Source organism: Streptomyces sp. NPDC001219 (genome assembly GCF_053597915.1).
The window spans coordinates 25,274-44,676 of sequence record NZ_JBSFJF010000052.1 but is presented as its reverse complement, the minus strand read 5'-3'; the positions used below and the strand labels follow the sequence as shown (position 1 = coordinate 44,676).

General features: G+C 68.8%; 16 protein-coding genes. 6 read left to right on the top strand and 10 right to left on the bottom strand.

What is annotated here, in order from left to right:
* Window positions 1-184: 184 nt before the first annotated feature.
* Window positions 185-4,144 carry a type VII secretion protein EccCa gene (gene eccCa / locus ACWC9R_RS27515; protein ID WP_450735461.1) on the top strand — a complete coding sequence of 1,320 codons (3,960 nt, stop codon included), beginning with the start codon at window positions 185-187 and terminating at the stop codon, window positions 4,142-4,144.
* Between the two features lie 114 nt (window positions 4,145-4,258).
* On the opposite strand, the gene ACWC9R_RS27510 is transcribed toward eccCa, so the two are convergent.
* Entirely contained in the window at window positions 4,259-5,008 is a 750-nt protein-coding gene (locus tag ACWC9R_RS27510; protein ID WP_450735459.1) for a WXG100 family type VII secretion target, read from the bottom strand.
* The gene (locus ACWC9R_RS27505) at window positions 5,005-5,313 is read right to left on the bottom strand and encodes a hypothetical protein (RefSeq protein WP_450735457.1); all 309 of its coding nucleotides are present in this window, start codon (window positions 5,311-5,313) and stop codon (window positions 5,005-5,007) included. Before ACWC9R_RS27505 ends, ACWC9R_RS27510 begins: the two co-directional genes overlap by 4 nt.
* A gap of 239 nt (window positions 5,314-5,552) precedes the next feature.
* Here ACWC9R_RS27505 and ACWC9R_RS27500 point away from each other — a divergent pair, with 239 nt between their 5' ends.
* The 3 genes from ACWC9R_RS27500 (at window position 5,553) to ACWC9R_RS27490 (ending at window position 9,861) form a co-directional block, all read left to right on the top strand.
* The gene (locus tag ACWC9R_RS27500) at window positions 5,553-5,957 is read left to right on the top strand and encodes a hypothetical protein (protein ID WP_450735455.1); all 405 of its coding nucleotides are present in this window, start codon (window positions 5,553-5,555) and stop codon (window positions 5,955-5,957) included.
* Window positions 5,958-6,400: 443 nt separating this feature from the next.
* Window positions 6,401-8,536, top strand: a complete 2,136-nt coding sequence (locus ACWC9R_RS27495) for an ATP-binding protein (RefSeq protein ID WP_450735453.1) — start codon at window positions 6,401-6,403, stop codon at window positions 8,534-8,536.
* The gene (locus ACWC9R_RS27490; RefSeq protein ID WP_450735451.1) at window positions 8,533-9,861 is read left to right on the top strand and encodes an SUKH-4 family immunity protein; all 1,329 of its coding nucleotides are present in this window, start codon (window positions 8,533-8,535) and stop codon (window positions 9,859-9,861) included. Before ACWC9R_RS27495 ends, ACWC9R_RS27490 begins: the two co-directional genes overlap by 4 nt.
* Before the next feature lie 78 nt (window positions 9,862-9,939).
* Here the strand turns inward: ACWC9R_RS27490 and ACWC9R_RS27485 are convergent, their stop codons facing one another.
* The gene (locus tag ACWC9R_RS27485) at window positions 9,940-10,248 is read right to left on the bottom strand and encodes a hypothetical protein (RefSeq protein WP_362612826.1); all 309 of its coding nucleotides are present in this window, start codon (window positions 10,246-10,248) and stop codon (window positions 9,940-9,942) included.
* Between the two features lie 506 nt (window positions 10,249-10,754).
* On the opposite strand from ACWC9R_RS27485, the gene ACWC9R_RS27480 reads away from it, so the two are divergent.
* Together ACWC9R_RS27480 and ACWC9R_RS27475 are read left to right on the top strand one after the other, a co-directional pair.
* Window positions 10,755-11,084, top strand: coding sequence for a WXG100 family type VII secretion target (locus ACWC9R_RS27480; protein ID WP_450735449.1), 330 nt, complete (start codon window positions 10,755-10,757; stop codon window positions 11,082-11,084).
* A gap of 154 nt (window positions 11,085-11,238) precedes the next feature.
* Window positions 11,239-12,267: a WXG100-like domain-containing protein gene (locus ACWC9R_RS27475; protein ID WP_450735448.1), complete on the top strand. Its 1,029-nt coding sequence runs from the start codon at window positions 11,239-11,241 to the stop codon at window positions 12,265-12,267.
* Window positions 12,268-12,361: 94 nt separating this feature from the next.
* On the opposite strand, the gene ACWC9R_RS27470 is transcribed toward ACWC9R_RS27475, so the two are convergent.
* From ACWC9R_RS27470 to ACWC9R_RS27440, 7 genes are all read right to left on the bottom strand, one after another.
* Entirely contained in the window at window positions 12,362-13,678 is a 1,317-nt protein-coding gene (locus tag ACWC9R_RS27470) for a S8 family serine peptidase (RefSeq protein WP_450735446.1), read from the bottom strand.
* Between the two features lie 77 nt (window positions 13,679-13,755).
* On the bottom strand, window positions 13,756-14,226 hold the full coding sequence (locus tag ACWC9R_RS27465; RefSeq protein ID WP_450735444.1) for a hypothetical protein: 471 nt from the start codon (window positions 14,224-14,226) through the stop codon (window positions 13,756-13,758).
* 53 nt (window positions 14,227-14,279) lie between these two features.
* Entirely contained in the window at window positions 14,280-15,620 is a 1,341-nt protein-coding gene (locus tag ACWC9R_RS27460) for a S8 family serine peptidase (RefSeq protein WP_450735442.1), read from the bottom strand.
* A gap of 88 nt (window positions 15,621-15,708) precedes the next feature.
* Window positions 15,709-17,187, bottom strand: a complete 1,479-nt coding sequence (locus ACWC9R_RS27455) for a hypothetical protein (RefSeq protein ID WP_450735440.1) — start codon at window positions 17,185-17,187, stop codon at window positions 15,709-15,711.
* 51 nt (window positions 17,188-17,238) lie between these two features.
* On the bottom strand, window positions 17,239-17,544 hold the full coding sequence (locus ACWC9R_RS27450; protein ID WP_450735438.1) for a hypothetical protein: 306 nt from the start codon (window positions 17,542-17,544) through the stop codon (window positions 17,239-17,241).
* A complete protein-coding gene (gene mycP, locus ACWC9R_RS27445; protein ID WP_450735475.1) occupies window positions 17,537-18,814 on the bottom strand; it encodes a type VII secretion-associated serine protease mycosin in 1,278 nt (425 codons plus the stop codon). Before mycP ends, ACWC9R_RS27450 begins: the two co-directional genes overlap by 8 nt.
* Before the next feature lie 189 nt (window positions 18,815-19,003).
* Complete coding sequence (locus ACWC9R_RS27440) at window positions 19,004-19,297, bottom strand: WXG100 family type VII secretion target (RefSeq protein WP_018093366.1); 294 nt, start codon at window positions 19,295-19,297, stop codon at window positions 19,004-19,006.
* Window positions 19,298-19,403: the final 106 nt, after the last annotated feature.

The following is a 19,403-nucleotide window of genomic DNA, read 5'->3' as shown; positions in this document are numbered from 1 at the left end:
GGCTGTGGCGCGCTCGCGAGGCGTCAGCGTACCGTCCAATTCGGCGGCCGCCCCACCCGCCCCGAGGCTCGGCGGTTAACAGTAGGATCAACGCCTGCGTCGGGCCACGTACTTGGCTCGGGGGACCGTCGAATCCAACGGGGGCGGTCCGAGACTGCGAGATGCATGAAGGACTGATGCCTCGGTGAGCGTTGTCATCGTCAAGCGCCCGCCCCGCGCGCTGCCACCCGAAGTCCCCTCGGAGGAGGTGACACTCGAGGCACCTCCGGAGCTTCCGCGTGAGGGCGAATCAGAGAACATGCTGATGACCCTTATGCCCATGATGGGCATGGCGTCCTCGGCGGGATTCTTGTTCATGGGCAATCAGCCGTTCATGAAAATCATGGGCGGCTTTATGGTGGCGTCCACTCTGGCAATGGCGATCGTGCAGATCGTCAAGGCTCGGCAAGGGCCTTCCGGGCAAATGCTCCAAGAGCGCCAGGATTACCTCAAGTACCTTACGCAGAAGCGAAAAGAGGTACGGCGCACCGCACGTAAGCAGCGGGACGCCCAGCTGTTCACCCACCCCGACCCGAGCCAGTTGTGGGCCGTCGTGGCCGAGGGCAAGCGGGTGTGGGAACGGCGGTCGACCGATCCGGACTTCGGACAGGTACGGCTGGGGCTCGGGCCGCAGCAGCTGGCCACCCCGCTGCGGGCCCCGGAGACCGCTCCGGTCGACGAGCTGGAGCCGCTCACCGCGCATGCGATGAAGGAATTCCTCGACAAGCACGGGCACTTGGACAACCTGCCGCTCGCGGTCTCGCTGCGCGCCTTCTACCACCTGACCGTCTCCGGTGACCCGGACACGGTCTACGGCGCCTCGCGTGCCATCCTCGCCCAGCTGTGCACCCTGCACTCGCCCGAGGACCTGGCGGTGGCGGTCGTCGCCGCGCCCGGTGCGCAGGCGGAGTGGGAGTGGACCAAGTGGCTGCCGCACGTGCAGGACAAGAGCACGGACGGCGCCGGGTCGCGCCGGCTGGTCGTCGGTGACCTCGGTGAGGTCGAGGAGCTGCTCGCGGACGAGCTGGACGGCCGCGGCCGCTTCAACCCGCAGGGCACTCCGGTGACCGACTCCCCGCACGTGGTGATCGTGCTGGACGGCGGCGACGTGCCGATGGACTCGGTGATCGCCGGGGCCGAGGGCCTCCAGGGCGTCACCATCCTGGAGGTCGTGCCGGGCGATCTGGACGAGATCCGGGGCGGGCTGGCCGTGCAGGTCCAGCCGGGCAAGCTGGTGCTGGAGTCGGCCAGCGGCGCGGTCTACCACGGTGTCTGCGACACCCTGTCGATCCCCGAGTCGGAGGCGCTGGCCCGCCAGCTGGCCCCGCTGCGGGCGGGTGCCGGTGCCGACGGCGAGGAACCGCTGCTGTCCGCCCTGGACTTCACCGACCTGCTCAACATCGGCGACGCCGGTGCCCTGGACGTGGCGCGCACCTGGCGGCCGCGGACGCTGGCCGAGCGGCTGCGCGTCCCGATCGGTGTCGACCGCGACGGCCAGCCGGTCATGCTCGACATCAAGGAGGCCTCGCAGCAGGGCATGGGCCCGCACGGTCTCTGTGTCGGTGCGACCGGTTCGGGTAAGTCCGAGGTGCTGCGCACCCTGGTGCTCGCCCTGGCGGTCACCCACTCCTCCGAGACGCTCAACTTCATCCTCGCGGACTTCAAGGGTGGCGCCACCTTCACCGGTATGTCGGAGATGCCGCACGTCGCGGCGGTCATCACCAACCTCGGTGAGGACGTCACACTGATCGACCGCATGCGGGACTCGATCACCGGTGAACTCCAGCGCCGTCAGGAGCTGCTGCGCTCCGCGGGCAACTACGCCAACATCACCGACTACGAGAAGGCGCGTGCCGCGGGTGCCCCGCTGGACCCGCTGCCGTCCCTGGTGATGATCATCGACGAGTTCTCCGAGCTGCTCGCCGCCAAGCCCGACTTCATCGAGATGTTCATCCAGATCGGCCGGATCGGCCGATCGATGGGTGTGCACATGCTGCTCGCCTCGCAGCGTCTGGAAGAGGGCAAGCTGCGCGGTCTGGACACCTTCCTGTCCTACCGGCTGGGTCTGCGGACGTTCTCCGCGGCCGAGTCGCGGACCGCGATCGGAGTGCCGGACGCCTACCACCTGCCGAACGTCCCCGGTTCCGGCATCCTGAAGTACGACACCGAGACGATGGTCCAGTTCAAGGCCGCGTACGTGTCCGGTACCTACCGCGGCCCGGGCGGCGGCGGGCGGAGCGGTTCCGGTGGCCGGTCGACGCGGATGCCGGTGCCGTTCACCGCGGCCCCGGTCGCCGAGCAGATCGTCGAGGAGCCGATCGCCGTCGAGGCGGCCGAGCCGGAGATCGACGACGCGCTGGCCGACACCGTGCTGGACGTGATGGTGCAGCGGATGCAGGGCCAGGGCCCGCCGGCGCACCAGGTGTGGCTGCCCCCGCTGGACGAGGCGCCCACCGTCAACCAGCTGCTGCCCACCCTCGCGGTCACCCCCGAACGGGGCGTGCACGCGGCGGAGTACACCGCGCTCGGCAAGCTCGTGGTGCCGGTCGCGCTGGTGGACAAGCCGTTCGAGCAGCGGCGTGACGTGATGTACCTGGACTTCTCCGCCGGTGCCGGTCACGGCCTGGTCGTGGGTGGTCCGCAGTCCGGTAAGTCCACGCTGATCCGGGCCGCCATCGCCTCGTTCGCGCTCACCCACACCCCGGCCGAGGTGCAGTTCTACTGCCTCGACTTCGGTGGCGGCGGCATGCTGACCCTGGAGGGTCTGCCGCACGTCGGTGGGGTCGCCTCGCGTCTGGACGCCGAGAAGGTGCGCCGTACGGTCTCCGAGGTCGTCGGCATCCTCAACGAGCGTGAGGAGTTCTTCCGGGCCAACAGCATCGACTCGATCTCGACCTACCGCCAGCGGCGGGCGTCGGGCGCCTACCCCGACCAGAAGTGGGGCGACGTCTTCCTGGTCATCGACGGCTGGGCGACGTTCAAGACCGACTACGAGCAGATGGACCCGGTGATCCTGGACATCGCCGCCCGGGGTCTCGGTTTCGGTGTCCACCTGATCATCGCCGGCGCGCGCTACACCGAGGTGCGTCCCGCGCTGCGCGACCAGCTGCTCAACCGCGTCGAGCTGCGCCTGGGTGACCCGATGGAGTCGGAGTTCGACCGCAAGCGCGCGGAGAACGTGCCGATGGGCAAGCCCGGTCGCGGTATGTCGCCCGAGAAGCTCGACTTCCTGGGTGCGCTGCCGCGGCTGGACGGGATGAGCGACCCGGAGACGCTCAGCGACGGCATCGCGAACCTGGTGTCGACGGTCAGCGAGCACTGGCAGGGCGAGCCCGCCCCCGCCGTGCGGATGCTGCCCACGATGCTGCACGTCAACGAGCTGCCCAAGGGCAACGACTACCCGCAGCACGGCATCGCGATCGGTGTCGACGAGACCACGCTGTCGCCGGCGTTCATCGACTTCGAGACCGACCCGCTGTTGGTCGTCTACGGCGAGAGCGAGTCCGGCAAGTCCTCGCTGCTGCGTCTGCTGGCCAAGCAGATCGCCGAGCGGTACCCGTCCGACAAGGCGCTGATGGTGGTCTCCGACTACCGGCGCGCGCTGCTCGGCGAGATCCCCGAGAGCCACATGTACAAGTACTGTGCCGCGGGGCCGCAGTTGCAGGAGGTCATCTCCGGTCTGGCCGGTTCGCTGGGCCGGCGGATGCCGGGCCCGGACGTCACGCCGGAGCAGCTGCGCAACCGCAGCTGGTACGACCTGCCGGACGCGTTCGTCATCGTGGACGACTACGACCTGGTGGCGACCAGCAGCGGCAACCCGCTGCAGCCGCTGCTGGAGTACCTGCCGTTCGCCCGTGACCTGGGTCTGCGTCTGATCATCGCGCGCAGCTCGTCGGGTGCCGGACGGTCGTCCTTCGAGCCCGTGATGCAGCGCACCAAGGAGCTCGGTGCGCAGGGTCTGATCCTGTCCGCCGACCCGGCCGAGGGTCCGCTGATGGGCAACATCAAGGGCCAGAGCCTGACGCCCGGTCGGGCCATGTTCATCACGCGCAAGCGCGGTGCGCAGCTGGTCCAGACGGGCTGGCTGCCGGCGAACAGCGGCTGACCGGCCGGAAACACCACGGCGGTGGGGCGTCCCTCCTGGGAGGGGCGCCCCACCGCCGTTTTTGTCGGCGCGCGGTGCGTCCGCGCCGTTACCGGGCGCCCGGCCCGGCCGCTGTCAGCCGAACGCGCCGTGCTGGGTGACGTCCGGGCCGGGCTGGCCGGGAGCCTCGCCGCCGGACGCGGGAGCGGCCTTGGCAGGGGTGCCCTTGGCGTCGCCGGTGGTGGCGGTGACGGCTGCGCCGGTCCTGGCGGCCGTCCCCTTCTTCTCCCGCCCGGCCTTCGGGGTCTCGTCCGCGGCCGGCTCCGCACCGCCCGACCGGGTCCGTACGCCCTTGGCGATGCCCTCGCCACCCCGCGTCCTGGCGTCGCCGTCCTTCGCCGGTCCGAACGGGTCGGGCCCCTGCGCGGCGGTGGAGGTCTCCCAGGTGTGGCGTACGGCCGGTCCCCGTGACGAGCCGCCGCCCCCGCCGCGTTTGCCGAACGCGCCGCCGAGGCCGTTGGCGAGCTGGCCGAGCGCCATGAAGCCGTAGGCGACCTGGGTGCCGGACGACGAGGAGCCGGCGGAGTCGTTCACCGGCGGCGCGGCGTGGTGTCCCTCGCCGCCCTTGTCCTCGGGGGGCGCGGCGGCCGCGTTCTCCAGGTCGGCGGCGGCCAGTTCGAAGGCCGGCAGGGAGTCGTCGACGGACCGCTTGAGGCGGTGCCACTCCCCCGCGAAGGCCTCGCCGGCCGGGCCGTGCCAGTTGGCCGCGGCGGCGGTGCCGACATGCCGGTCCAGGTCGCGGACCAGGCCGTCGAGGTGCTTGCCCATCTCCCGCCAGCCGGCCGCCGCCTCGTGCAGGGCCTCGGGATTGCGTCGCTCGCTCACTTGACGCTCCGCATCATCTCGACCAGCTCTTCCTCGGCCGCCCTGGTGTTCACGACGGTCTCCTTGAGTCCCCCGCCGACCTCGGCGAGCCGCTGCTGAAGCTGGACGAGCGCGTGCTCGGCCTGCTCGTACAGCTCACGGAACGGCCGGGCCTCCTCGTCGTCGCCGAAGCCGTCTCGCAGGGCCTCGGCGGCGGCCCGTCGTCTGAATGCGGCCAGTTGCCGGCTCAGTTCTTCCGCGCGAATCTCGAAGGTCGCACCGAGCTTGTGCAACTCCTCGGTACTGAGCCGGACTTCGTCGGACATCATTTCTCCCCGAATTGAATGACAGCTGCCTGCCAACATCGCCTCAGGTCTAGCACACCCGCAATAGGACCAAAGGCCGCTCCGGAGCGCACCGGCGGCGAACTGCGGAATGCATACGGAGCAATATGCGGCAATACCGACAACCTCCGCCTTGACGACCTGTTCACACCCGTCATTAGACTCCAGGACGCCGGTGCAGCACACGCGGTTGCTGTGCCATCACGTTCAAGGGGGCAGGGATGAACAACGAGCGGCAGATCCAGGACGAGGACCTGATGGACGTCGCCCAGGACGAGGAGCAGGCGCACCGGCTGCGTAAGGCGCTGAAGGTCCTGGCGGACAACCCCAATGTCGGCGGCAAGCTCCAGGAGATGGCCCAGGAGGTGCTCTCCGGCCGTATCGGCATGAAGGACGCGATCCAGACGCCGGGGTACATGGACGCGCTGGGCGACCGGATGAACGAGATCCGGCGGGCCGCGGAGGACCAGACCATGGAGGAGCGCGAGGAGTCGCGCGCGAAGTTCGCCGCCTGGCAGAAGGAGCAGGAGGCCAAGGAGGACGCGGAGCGCGCCGACCGTGACGGCCCGTCGGGCGACATCGTGACCGCCCCGCGGCGCGGCCGGGGCGGCGGGCACCGGGGCTGATCCGATCCCCGCGTGGGCGGTGGGCGGCGCCGGGCGGCGGTGCGCGCCCCGGGCCCGGAGTGCGGCGGGCCGGTGCGCTTTCCGCCGCCGAAATCCGTTCAAAGAGTTCATAGCGGCAACAGCGCCTGCGGGGCCTCGGCGCCGATAACGGAAGAAAGCAGATCCGCCGCCGGATTCACCCGGCGGATCTGCTTCCTTTCCGCACAGGACCGCACACGGCATTCCCGTTTTCTCCACACCACACCACAGGGACACCTCACTTAACGGGCGTCCCGGGAATCATCTGGCACCGTCCCCCGGCAAGGCGCCCGGCCTGCGTGTTCCAGTTCCGGCACAGCCACCCCCCGCAGCGTCCCGGGCCCGCGATCCGGATCATAGGATCGGGCCGGTACACGCAGGAATCCACAAAAGTGGAGGCGGGATTGATGGGGGACGGGGAAGCCATGAGCGCCTCAGCCGAAGGAAACTCCGCAGCGGCCGGATACGCACCTCATCCGTACGTCGGCGGCCGCACCGCGGTGCTCCGCGCGCTCTCGGCCTGGCGGATGCGGTGGCCCGGCGCCCCGCGCGTCATCGTGCTCACCGGAGACCCGGGCAGCGGGCGCTCGCGCCTGGTCACCGGCTTCCTGATGTTGTGCGACCCCGGCTACCGCAAGCGGCTGCCGCTGGGTGACCTGGACCCGGCGACCGTGCCCCCGGACCTCCCGGCCCCCGCCGTGCCGAACCCGGCGGGGCGCACCGCGGCACAGCTGTTGTGGCTCATCGCCGATCATTTCGGACTGAGCGCGAGCCGCAGCGAAGACATCTTCCCCGAACTCGCCGCTCGTGAAGAGCCGGTGACGATTGTGGTGCCGGACGTCGACCGGGCCGGCCCGGTACGTGCCGCGCAGGAGCCGGCCCGTCTCGTACGGGAGGTGCTCAAGCCGCTCGCCGCCACCGAGTCGGTGCAGCTGGTCGCCGATGTGCCGCGCGAACTGGCCGCGGAGCTGGCCGAGTCGCTGCCGCCCGGCCAGGCGCAGATCATCGACCTCGACGCGCCCGAGTGGGCCGACCCCGAGGGGCTGGTGCTGCACGCCACGACCGCGCTCGACCCCGAGGCCGGGGCGCCGGACCTCCCCTTCACCACCGACCCGGCCGTACGGCGTCCGCTCGCCGAGGCCCTCGCCCGGCGCGCGGACGGCAACCGGCTGACCGTCCAGCTCGCCGTGCAGTCGCTGCTGATGCAGCCCGAGGGCTTCGACCCGGCGGACGAGTCGCTGCTGCCCGGCAGCATCGGTGCGGCCGTCGATCTGCACGCCCGCCGGCTGGGCGCCGATCCGCAGACCCTGCGGCTGCTGCTGGCACCGCTCGCGCTCGCGGAGGGCGAGGGGCTGCCCGTCGCGTTGTGGGGTGCGCTGGTGAACGCCGTGGCCGAACGGGACATGGGCCAGGAGCTCGCCGACGGCATGCTGCTGACCGCGCCGTTCCTCCAGGTCGTCGATCCGGCGGACGCGGACGAGGAAGCCGATGGGGACACGGACGACGCGACGGCCGGGAACGAGGCCGGGGCCGAGGGCGGCCGTACGCTGCTGCGGCTTGCGCACCCGGCGCTCGCCGAGGAGATCCGCGCCGGTCTGCCGGACGTCCGGGACGCCCAGACCAGGATCGCCATGGAGCTGCTGGAAGCGGTGCCGCAGCAGGACTGGTCCCGCGCCGACCCGTACCTCCGCGACCATCTCGCGGCCCACACCCTCGAAGCCGGCCTGCTCCCCCAACTCCTGACCGACCCGGGCCTGTTCGCGCACGCCGACCCGGTGACACTGCGGGCCGCCATCGGGGCCGTACCGCTCGAACAGCTGGGCGCACCGGCCCGTACGTACCTGCGCACCGCTCCGCTGCTGACCCGCTCGCAGGCCCCGGCCGGGATGCGGGCGGCGTTCCTGGAGACCGCGTTCGTCGAGGACGGTCTGCTGCCGTACGCGGAGGCGCTGCACACCCTCGGCTTCGCACTGCCGTGGCGCACGCTGTGGAGCGTGCCGCTGGCCGGCGTCCGCGCCGTGACCACCGGTTCCCTGCCCCCGGCGAGCGGGGGCGCCGCCGGGGCGGAGGGGGCCGCCGGGGAAGCACCGGCCTCCGCCACCACCGCGCCCCGCCCCGTCGCCGCCTTCGTGGTCCCCGAGGGCACCCCCGGCTCCCGTACGGTGCCCGGCCCCGGCGGCGACGCCTCCGAGGCCGGCGACTCCGCACTGCTCGTGCACGACCTGCTGCGGCCCGGATTCGTCGACGCCGACCCGGCGCAGGTGCGGCTGCCCTCCGACGAGGCGAGGGCGGCGGCGCCGTTCGGCTTCAGCCGGGGCGCCGACTATCTGCGGGTCTGGGCCCGCACCGGCCAGGAGGTGGTGGCCGCGCTGCTCTCGGACACCCCGCTCACCGGCGCCGACCTCTCGCCCGACGGGGTGCTCGTCGTCGCCACCGCGCGCGGGGTGACCGCCCGGCAGATCCTCGCCGCGGCTCCCCCGGCCGCCCCCACCGTGCCGGCCCAGCGCACCGGCGCCGCCGACTCCGACGCTTCCGACGGCCTCGAAGGAGACCACTCGTGATCAACCAGGCGCAGGCACACGCCACCGCCGCCCGCTGGCTCAACCCCGAGGGACATCAGGGTCCTGCGCGCGAGGTGGCCATGCGGGAGTTCGACCTCGGCTGGGTGGTGTGGGCCGTACCGCCGCCCCCGGAGGTCGACCCGCAGACCGGGCAGCGGCGTCCGCCCGCCGAGGTCGGCGCGGCCTGCGGGGTCGTCGACCGGGCGTCCGGCGAGCTGACGGTGTGGCCGTCCGTACCGGTCGACGAGGTCGTCCGGATGTATCAGCAGAAGCACGGCACCGCGGGCGGCGCGGCTCCGGCGGCCCCCGCCGAGCCACCGGTCACCGGCCCCGGCAACACCGCCGTCGCGACCTACCCCGACCCGTCGACCGGCGAGGAGACCAGCCTCGCCCGCGTCTCGGCGCCCGGACAGCCGCCCGCCGAGTACCAGCTCCACGACGAGCTGCAGCGGCTGGGCGTGCACCCCTCGGCGGTCCGCGCGCTGCACACCGATCTGCGGTCGGCGCTGCTGCCCGGCGGCTACCCCGGCGACTTCATCCTCCGCACCTTCCCGAACGCCTCGTTCTCCTGCACCCAGGGCTACGGCATGCGGGCCGAGGAGCGCGCCGAGGGCATCGCCGGACTGCTGCAACACGTGGCGCTGATGCACCAGTTGGCGGGCCAGCAGGCACCGCCGCGGCCCCACCGGCTGCCGGTACCGCAGCGGGTCGAGGCCGCACCGCCGATGCGCGACGTGGCGCTCGGCAAGCACCTGGTGGAGGTCTTCGGGCCCCAGGGCGTCACCCGCCCGGACGCCGATGACCTCCCCGCCCAGCTGCCCCAGGCCACGAAGAACACCCTGACCTGGGCCGGCCTCCCGGCTCAGGTGCCGTACTTCTTCACCGCCGACCGGCCGGACTCCCCGCCCGCCGGCGGACTGTTCCCGGACGTGGCGGCCTCCCTGCGCGAAACCGGCACCGAGGCCCGGGAACAGACCCTGGCGACCCTCGCCGGCTACGTCCGGATCGGCACCGACGGCCTCTACACACTCGCCGTCCAGTGCACCGCACCGGAGGAGAGCCAGAACATGGTCGGCACCGTCTGGGCGGTCCAGCCGTCCTCGGGCGGCGGCCGTTTCGTCAACCGCACCCTGTCCGCCTACTTCCGCTCGCTGGCCCTGCTGGTCACCACGCGCCGGCAGATGCAGGGCATGGACCCGTACGCGGCGGGCACGGCGGTCGCCACCTTCCAGGAGCAGATCGCGGCGATCGACTCCTGGGCCCTGGACGACGACAGCAACTGGTGGTCACTGATCATCGAGCAGATGTGGCACGGGTTGTTCTGAGGGGGGTGGGGGTTGAGGGGTTGGGGGTTGAGGGAGCTCGCGGGGACGCCTCTCCCCCTCCTCGTCCCCTTCCGGTTCTCAGGGCAGCAGCAGCCAGTCCGAGGCGAGCGCGGCTGCCAGGCCGATGCCCAGCAACCAGGTGCCGAGCCGGGTACGCCCGTGACGGCTGAGTTCGATCACCACACCGCAGAGCACCAGCGCGGCCCCGTACACCCCGACCACCAGCACCGACGTACGCGAGGCCAGGCGCACCACGAGCACCCCCGCCATCGCGGCCATCAACACCGAGGCCAGAACGATGCGTACGCGGCGAGCCTGACGGGGCGTCAGGCCCACCCGATTCCCGGGATTCTCGGGGAGGGGCTCTTCATCGGCGGGTATGTCCATGACCGGGAATGCTACGGGACGGATGATCGTCGGCATCGCCCGATCCCCGGACCGGGCCGCAACTCGCTCTGGACTCCCGCCGATTAGGCCGTCCTCCCCCAAGGGTGCGGATTCCTCGCCGCCCGAGACCGGAACACTCACTCGGTCACCGGGCCCCGAAAGAACTCGGCACACAACTCCCCATCACTGGACGCCGGATGCCGCGTACCGGATGCCGGATACCGGTCACCAGTTCCAAAACATTGACCAACCACGTACCAATATTTAACCTCTCCTTTCATTGCGTCGCCGGAGAGGCCGCATCCGCGCCACCCGCAAAATTCTCCAATCGCCCCAATCCCCCTGACAGGCCAATTCCCCGCCATGTCAGGGACGTTGACGGGCCATAACTCCCACGCTCCCTCCACACACCTCGCCTTGACATGCCTGCATTCAGATCACCTAATGTGGGACCACTAAGAACGCGACAGATGTCGCGCGGTACACACCGCAAAACGGGGGCAACGGTGGCAGGCAAGGCATTCGACGTAGATCCGGATGTGCTGCGTACGCAGGGCAACGCGTTCACGCACATCGGCAGCGGTTTCTCCAAGGCGTCGAAGAAGCTTCAGGACGATCTTGAAGGCCTTGGCAGCCCCTGGGAGAACTGCGACTTCGGCGATATCTTCGAAACGATCTACACGCCCATCAGGGACGGCATGTTCGGGTCGATGGACTCCTTGGGCGAGCGCCTCGAAGACATCGGCGACAAGCTCCAGAACATGGCCCACTCGTACAGCGAGTCCGACGAGCAGGGCATCCACACCATCAGCGCGGTCGGCCGCCCGGCCATCTGACGCCCGGCGCACCGCGCACGAGCCCGGGCGCGGCCCTGTCAGCGAGGCCTCGCGCCCCGCGCCCTGACGCGCGCGCCACCGCCCACTCTCTCCTCTTCCTCACCACCACCATTCCACTCCGCAATCGGCTACAACTGCACGGGGGACGATCGCTGTGTCATTGACGCTGCCAAGCGAGGTTGCTTGGGTACTGGACCTCCTCGGCTACAGCTGGCCGGACGCCGACGAGGACAAGCTCCACGAATGCGCGCAGGTCTGGCGCAACTTCGCCGAGGCGGTCAATCAGGCGTCCTCCCAGGGTTCTTCGGCAGCCGGTGAAGTCGTCTCCGCAAACTCCGGCGAAGCGATCGAGGGCTTTGCGAACGAGTGGGGTTCCTTCTCCGGCGGCGGCGACAGCGGCGACAACTACCTCCGTGACGCCGCGGCGGCGGCCGAAGTCATCGCCCTCGCTTTCGACGCGGCGGCCATCGCCGTTCTCGCCGGCAAAATCGCGGTCATCGTCCAGCTGGTGATCCTGGCCGCCGAGATCATCGCGGCACAGGCCGCCGCACCCTTCACACTCGGCCTGTCCGAACTCGGCGCCGCAGGAGCCACTCAGGCGACACGGGTACTCGTCCGCCAAATCCTCGACAAGATCAAACGCGAGGTCATGGAGGCGGCCACCAAGGCCATGGAGCACGCCACCATGGACGCCATCAAGAAGATGGCGAAGAAGGCCGTGTCCAAGGAAGCCCGCAAGATCGCCGCGGACTACGTGAAGAAGACGGTCAAGGAAACCGTCAAGGACAAGGTCGTCGACCAGGCGAAGGAAATCGCCCGCGAGAAGATCGTCGAAGAGGGCAAGGCCAAGGCTCAGGAAGCCGCCACGGAAATGGCCCAGAACGTCACACAGCAGGGCATCGAAAGCCACTTCGGCGCCCGCGACGGAATCGACTGGGGCGAAACCACCGACATCGCCAAGGACAAGGCAGGCGAATACGTCGACGGCATCAAGGAAGGCGCCCAGGACTACAAGGACGGCGTCACCAGCCTCACCGACCCCGGCACCTACATCGACCACGCCAGGGAAGACCTCACCACCCGGGGCCTGGACGCCGCCCAACGCCGCACCGACCGCCACACCGGCGGCGCCGCCACCCGCCACCAGGACGTCACGGACGAGGTCCGCTCGGTCTTCGGCTGAGCCGGCCCCCACGGCCACCACCTTCACGCCAACAAGACGGGGCCCGCAGCCTGCTCGGCTGTGGGCCCCGTCCGTTGACGAACTCAAGGAGAACTCACTGCCCCGGAGGGTGAGTGGGAGGTGCTGACGGGTAAGCCCCCGGGCCACCCGGCTGCTGGTAGTACCCGAACTGCTGCTGCGGCGGAACGCCGACTCCGCCACTCGGACCGCCGAAACCAGGGCCACCAGGAGGCGGACCCTTGCGGCGCTTCTTCTGGGCAACGACCACCCCGATAACAATCCCCAGAACGACGACAACCGCGCCAAGCCCCACACCGGCCACAGCGAGGGGACTCAGCCCGCCCACCACCGCGCTCGCACCGTCCTGGGTCCCGTTCCCCTCAGCATCCGCCCCCGCCCCGGCAGGAGGCTCAGCGTCCTTCGGCATGGTGAGCGGCCCGTTCTTCGCCCCAGGAGGAACGTCCTCGGAGAGGGCCCGGTACGGGCGAATGACGCCGTACCCGTACTTCGGGTCGGGAGACGCGATGCCCGTCTTGCCATCTGGACTAATCGCCGTCTTCGTAAGCCGATTGGCGACCTGCCCCGCGGTGAGGCCGGGGAACTTCGAGCGGACGAGGGCTGCGGCGGCGGAAACGTAGGCCGTCGCGTCGGAAGTGCCGGTGGCCTGCCGGTACTTCGGGTGAGTTCCAGCGGAGTAGATCCGCTCGCCAGGAGCAATCAACCGAATGTGAGATCCATAATTTGACTTGCCGAGGACCTGGCCATCCTCGGCAACGGCGCCGACCGCCAGGACACCGGGCTCCGCAGCCGGATACAACGGCTCACTGGTGCCGTCGTTACCGGAACCAGCGACCAGCAGCACGTCCTTCTTCACGGCATAACTGATGGCACTCTTCTCGCCCTCGGTCAGCTCGTAAGGCCCCGCAAAGGACATGTTGATGACCTTCGCGCCGTGATCAACCGCGTAGCGAATGGCACCGTCGACCTCGTTCGCGTCTCCACCGAACGTTTCGTTCCTCTTGACCGGAAGGATCTTCGCATCCGGCGCCAGCCCCATGATGCCGTCAGCGTGACCGGGGCCGTGCCCATGCCCCGCGATCAGAGCCGCCATCGCCGTGCCGTGGTCATCACCGGATTCATGATCTGCCGTCCCACCCCCGTCGGCAAAGCTCTTCCCAGGAAGCACATTGCCCTTGAGGTCGACGTGGTCCCCGTTGACACCGGAGTCGATGACGGCCACCGTCACGTTCTTACCGGTCGACTCCTTCCACACCTTCTGCGGATTGAAAGCGTCAAGCGCCCACTGCCCGTCCCTGATGTAGTCCGCCGAAGCACTCGGCGCGCCAACGAAGAGCAACGCTCCGGCTGCCACCACGCCCCCCACCGCACGCAGCGTCCGCGTGAAGCCCATGCCGTATAACCCCTCTCCCCAACAGGCAGCGGCCCCCAGATCGAAAGCCGCGGGCCGCACCTTGAAAACGTTCGAACCTACCGACCCGGCGGCTGCACAGGCGGAGCCGACGGATACGAACCGGGCCCACCCGGCTGCTGCTGATAGGGATTCGGATTCACCGGATACCCCACAAAGCCACCAGCCCCACCCGGCCCCCCGGGACCACCGTACCCACCGGAACCCCCCGGAGGCGGACCATTACGCCCGCTCTTCTTCCTCACCACCAGCACGAAAATCAGCACGACGACCAGGAGGCCGACCACACCACCGGCAATGCCGATGATGAGGCCGGTACTCATGCCCGCATCGTTCCCGCTCTTGGCTGCCTTGCCGTCGCGAGACGCCTGGGATGAGTCTTCCCTGAGGGCGGGCAGCGGACCGTCCTTCGAACCCGCCGGAAGCTTCTTGATGAGCCCCTGCCAGGGATTGACGATGCCGTAACCGTAGTGGGGGTCGGGGAGCTTCTTTCCCTTCAAGTTATCCGGCACCAAAGCGGTCTTCACCATGCGATTGGCGATCTGGCCCGCGGTCAGTTCCGGAAACTTGGAACAGTCCGAAATTACCGACCGGGCGGCTGCGTAGGCGGCGCCGGCGGGTACGAACCGGGCCCACTCGGCTGCTGCTGATACGAGTTCGGGTTCGGCGGATGCGGCACAAAGCCGCCGGAGCCACCCGGACCGCCATAGCCACCCGGGCCACCCGACGGCGGACCGTTACGACGGTTCTTCTTCCGCACGGCGACGATCACGATGCCCAGGACGATGGCGAGGACGACCGCCCCACCCGCAAAGATGCCGACCAGGGCACCGGTGCTCATGCCCTTGTCGCTGTCAATCTTGGCGCCCTGTTCAGCATCCTTGGCGGAGCCAGGAGACGAGCCACCGTCGAGCGCCGGCAACGGGCCGTTCTTCGAACCGGGGGGAATGTCTTTGGTCAGGGCGGTGTACGGCCTGATGGTCCCGTAACCGTAGTGCGGGTCGGGAAGCTTCGCGCTCTTCTTGTCGTCCGGCACCACTGCGGACTTCACCAGACGGTTGGCGATCTGGCCGGCGGTCAGGTCCGGGAACTTGGCGCGGAGAAGGGCAGCGGCGGCGGACACGTACGCCGCGGCGTCCGAGGTGCCGTTGGCCAGCCTGTACGGGTCCTCGACTCCCGCCGACCGGATATGAACACCGGGGGCCAGCAGCTTGATATGCGGTCCGTAATTGGAGTACTTCCAGACCTTGAGGTCAACGTCCACCGCTCCCACGGCAAGGACTCCAGGCACAGATGCCGGGTTGCGGACGAGGCCGGAATGAGAATTTCCCGATGCTGCAACTACCAGTACGTCTTTCTTTCGCGCATAGTCAACAGCTGCCTGTTCAACCGGCGAGGGGTTTGGGCCGACCTCGAACGACATGTTCACGATCTTCGCACCGTGGTCCACGGCATACCGCAGTGCTTCAGCGTAAGACTTCGTCCCGTCGCCGAAGTTGTCATGCTTTTCCGAGTCACCCAAGTCGATTCCCACAGGAAGAATCTTGGCGTCAGGAGCCAGCCCCTTTACGCCTTCGCCTCCCCCAGGCCCATGTCCGTGCCCGGCGATGAGCGAAGCCATGGAAGTGCCGTGCTCTCGCTTTCCATATGCCTCATCTGCTGTGCCCCCACCACCAAAGAGGTTCTTACCTGGGAGCACGTTCCCTTCGAGGTCAGGGTGAGTGCCGTCAACGGGGTCATCGATCACCGCGACCGTGACACCCTTGCCGGTCGACACCTTCCAGATGTCGTCAGCCCCGAAGGCCGTCAACGGCCACTGGTCTTTCCTGATCTGGTCCGCCAGAGCAACCGGCGCGGTGCCGAAGAGCAGTGCTCCCGCCACCACCGCGCCGCCCACCGCACGCAGCGTCCGCGTGAAGCTCATGCCATAACACCTTTCTCACAGAGTTGGGGCCTGCAGCCCGAGGGCTGCAGGCCCCAAGCGTGTCTGCCGATTGCTCGTCCGGCCGTTCCTACTCGATGACCCGGGGTGCCACATTACGCTCCGGCGTCCAGGTTTCCTCTTCTTCCACGAGGTAGTCAGGACGGCTTGCGTCGCTTCCCCTGCCTTCGCCCTTGGCTCCGTGCGCGCCGGGTGCGCCCATCATGCCTGCCGGACGACGACTACCTGAACCGCCGGCTCCCGCCGCGGTCCCTCCTCGGCTGCGGTGCAGACCGGAGCCCCCCTGGCCGGCACCACTGACCTTTCCGCCAGGCGTCCCAATGGTTCCGCCCTTCTGCCGGGCCTGCGCGCCACCGGTGCTCACGCCCTGGCGGCCTCCGCCCGCGCCCTTCCCTGCACCACCAGCATGCGCGCCACCCATTCCAGGCATACCGGCGCGGCCACTCCGTGCACCTGCGCCACCGGAACCAGCACCAGAAGCACCGCCCTTGACGCCGGCACCGCCACGCCCGGCCATGGCACCGCCTGCCATGCCACCCGGCATTTGGACACCTCCGCCACCGGCACCACCACCGGGCACGTGGACACCGGCGCCACCGCCGGCACCACCGGCCAGGCCACCGCCTCCGGCACCGCCGCCAGGGATCTTCACGCCCCCGCCGACACCATCATTAAGACCGTTGAGACCGGTTCCCACCTCTGGCGTCTTGGGCTTTATTGAGCCCAAACCACCACTGATGCCCGGCTGACGTGGCGTCTTGAGTTCGGGTGAGTTGGGCATCTTCGGAGTGCCGCCGGTCTTTACACCTCGCGTCGGAAGCTTGAGTCCGCCACCGCCGCCCTTCGGCCCACCTCCCAGACCCATGGGCTGTTGGATGGGACCCAGTCCGGCCCCGTCCGTCGGGTCCTTGTGCTCAGGAACCTTGTCGTCGCGACGACCCGTTGGGGGCGGCTTCAGGGCTCCGGACCGCACCACATACGCCGTACCCAAGTTCTCCATGGCCACAGCGGCCTCGAGCCGATGCTTCTGGTGCCCGGACAGGTCGTCCTTGTTCGCCTCGAGGACGCCCCGCGTGCTCGCGCCCTTCTTGAGCGCATCGTTCAGGTCGTCATCGTCGATATTGCCCGAGAACCACGTCTCGCCCCAGACGTCGTCGCTCCAGTTCCAGCTGTCATCGACCGGAATGATCTTGTCGATGGCCTTCTGGAGATCATCGGCCACCGCACCCATGACCCCTGCCGTGTGCTTGGCGTAAGGCGCTGCGTGTTTGAAGTTGGCCTTGACGTCCTCAGCCTTGGAGCGGAAGCGATCAGCTGCGTCCCCGTGCCAGTGTTCCAGCACCTTGTCCACAGCTTTGGAGAACTTCTCGCGCAGGTCGAGCAAGTCGCCCTCAAGGATCATCCAATGGTGCGCAACCGTACGAACCGTCTCGACGCTGGCTCCGTCCAGCATGCCCTTCAGGCCATCGAAGTCATGCTCGTTGAACTTGGTGTGGAACCGATTGTCCACGAAACCGTCTTCGGGCGATCCGCCCGTACCCGAACTCACCTGTCGTCCCCCTTCTCCTTCAGCTGATGGCCAACCAAACCACTGCCGATGTCACTTCAGCTTATTCTTGTGCTCGGCGTCGTCGTAGGCTTCCTTCGCCTTCTTGGTCTTGTTGCCGAATTCATCGACCATCTTTTCGATCAAGGAGACGATGTTGTCCTCGATGTATTTCTTCATCTCGTTGTGCGAGTCATGCATCCTCTTGCGCTCGCCGAAGTTCTTGCCCAGCGCGCTGTCCGGCAGGTAGGTCCGGTTCTTGGCCTTCCCCTTCGCCTCACCCATGTCCTTCAGGACACTGTTGAGCTCCCTGACCACCTGGTCCAAAGCATCCAGATCAACGCCGTATTCCTTAGCCATGATTGGCCTCCCCGTGAGATGTCTGTCCGTTCTTGCGGCGCCAGTCGCGGATAGCGATCGAGGAGCCGACGACCGCGGCGACGGCAAGAAGCCCGGCGCCGACGATGTAGATGGAGATGCGGGCGCGCCGTTCCTCGGCGGACTCGCCGAGGGTGACGGCGGTCGGCTGGATGTTGGAGCCGTTAGCCGCGTTGGAGGGCTTGTCCGGCTGGGGTTCGGCGGTGGGCCTGGTGTTGTCGTTGAGGGCGGCGACCGGGTCGACGACGCCCCAGCCGATGTTCCGGTCCGCCTTCGGGCGTACGCGTTCCGCGGTCTGTTCCAGGTGCCAGATGACCTGCTGCGGCGTCCACTTCGGGACCTCGTGCCGGTGCTTCGAGATCAGGAGGGCCGCGGCGCCCGCGGCGTAGGGGGCGGCGAAGCTGGTGCCCTGGTCGACGCAGTTGCCGCCGTTCGGGACGGTGGAGACCATGTTCACGCCCGGCGCGGCGATGTCGACCCAGTCGCCGGACTGCGAGAAGGGCGCGCGCTCGTTGTTGCGGTCCGAGGCGGCCACGGAAAGGACGTTGTCGTATTCCTGGAAGGCGGCCGGGAACATCTTCTTGTCCTTGCCGCTCGCGCCGTCGTTTCCGGCCGACGCGACGATGAGGATCTTCCGCAGGGAGGCGCGCTGGATTGCCGCCTTGAGGGAGCGCAGCTTGTCCGGGCTGGCGTCCGTGCCCTGGGAGATGTTGATGATGTCGACGTTCTGCTGGACCGCGTAGTCGATGGCGTCGGCAAGGCTGTCGGCGGTGCCGGCCTTTTCCTCGCTGGTCTGCTGCAGCGGAATGACCTTCGCCTTGGGAGCGAGGCCGTAGAAACCCGAACCGGACTGCGGTTGCGCGGCGATGATGCCCGCGACCTTGGTGCCGTGGCCGACCTGATCGACGGTCGGCTTGCCGCCGGAGACGAACCTCTTTCCGGGGCCTTCGATGCTGGGCTTGATCTGCGAGTTGCCGGCGTCGATACCGGTGTCGATGACGGCGACCCGGACGCCCTCCCCATGAGTGTCGGCCCACATCTGGTTGGTCAGGAGGCGCTGGAGCGACCAGGGGGTCTCTGGGATGTTGTTGGTGCCGAACTTGCACTCACCACTGTTGAGCGGCACGTTCGGGTCCGCGACCGCCGGGGCGGCGGTGACACTCGACAGGCCGACGATGCACACCGCCGTGACCAGTGCACCCGCCGCTCGGCGACGGTGCCCGGGTCGGTGACCAATGGCGCGAGATCCCACGGGCTTTCTGCTCTCCATGTGTGGCGAATAAGGCAGGAACGAAAGGTGAGGAGACGGAGGCGGAGGGGTGAAGGAGTGGTGGACGGCAGAAGGGCGAGCGCACTGATGCAGCGCGCTCGCCCTCATGGACCACTGTGCGAGCAGCCTGGCTGCTCAGGTCTGGCCGTTTCCGGCTCGACCGACCGGAGGTCAGCCTCCCCAGATACCGGAGTTCTTGTGCTCAGTGGCCTGGTAGTTCTGAGCGGCCTGGTCCAGCGCCTTGGCGATGGCCTCGAGCGTCGAGTGCAGGGAAGCGGCACGCTGGTCCCACTCGCGCTGGCGGGCCTGGTAGCCCTCCTGCGCCGCACCTTCCCAGCTCGCGGCGATCTTCTTGACGCCCGCCTCGAGGTCGTCGAGCTGCTGGCGGATGTTGTTGGCCGTACCGCGCACGTCGGAACTGGCCTGCGAGATCGTCGCGAAATTAACGAGGATCTGGCCTGACATGGTGTCTCCTCAGGAGTTGATGAAGCTGGTCGATTCACACACCACAGCGGGCCGGCGGACGGACCGCGGCCCCGGACTGTGGCGGCTGGGCCGTCGCGCCGCGGTC

Excerpts from the sequence above, each read along its gene's own strand:
- ACWC9R_RS27450 (WP_450735438.1), bottom strand. The coding sequence starts at position 17,544 with ATGGCTAAGGAATACGGCGTTGATCTGGATGCTTTGGACCAGGTGGTC.
- ACWC9R_RS27465 (WP_450735444.1), bottom strand. The coding sequence starts at position 14,226 with ATGGTGAAGACCGCTTTGGTGCCGGATAACTTGAAGGGAAAGAAGCTC.
- ACWC9R_RS27460 (WP_450735442.1), bottom strand. The coding sequence starts at position 15,620 with ATGAGCTTCACGCGGACGCTGCGTGCGGTGGGCGGCGCGGTGGTGGCG.
- ACWC9R_RS27495 (WP_450735453.1), top strand. The coding sequence starts at position 6,401 with ATGAGCGCCTCAGCCGAAGGAAACTCCGCAGCGGCCGGATACGCACCT.
- ACWC9R_RS27505 (WP_450735457.1), bottom strand. The coding sequence starts at position 5,313 with ATGTCCGACGAAGTCCGGCTCAGTACCGAGGAGTTGCACAAGCTCGGT.
- ACWC9R_RS27470 (WP_450735446.1), bottom strand. The coding sequence starts at position 13,678 with ATGGGCTTCACGCGGACGCTGCGTGCGGTGGGGGGCGTGGTGGCAGCC.
- ACWC9R_RS27500 (WP_450735455.1), top strand. The coding sequence starts at position 5,553 with ATGAACAACGAGCGGCAGATCCAGGACGAGGACCTGATGGACGTCGCC.
- ACWC9R_RS27440 (WP_018093366.1), bottom strand. The coding sequence starts at position 19,297 with ATGTCAGGCCAGATCCTCGTTAATTTCGCGACGATCTCGCAGGCCAGT.
- ACWC9R_RS27485 (WP_362612826.1), bottom strand. The coding sequence starts at position 10,248 with ATGGACATACCCGCCGATGAAGAGCCCCTCCCCGAGAATCCCGGGAAT.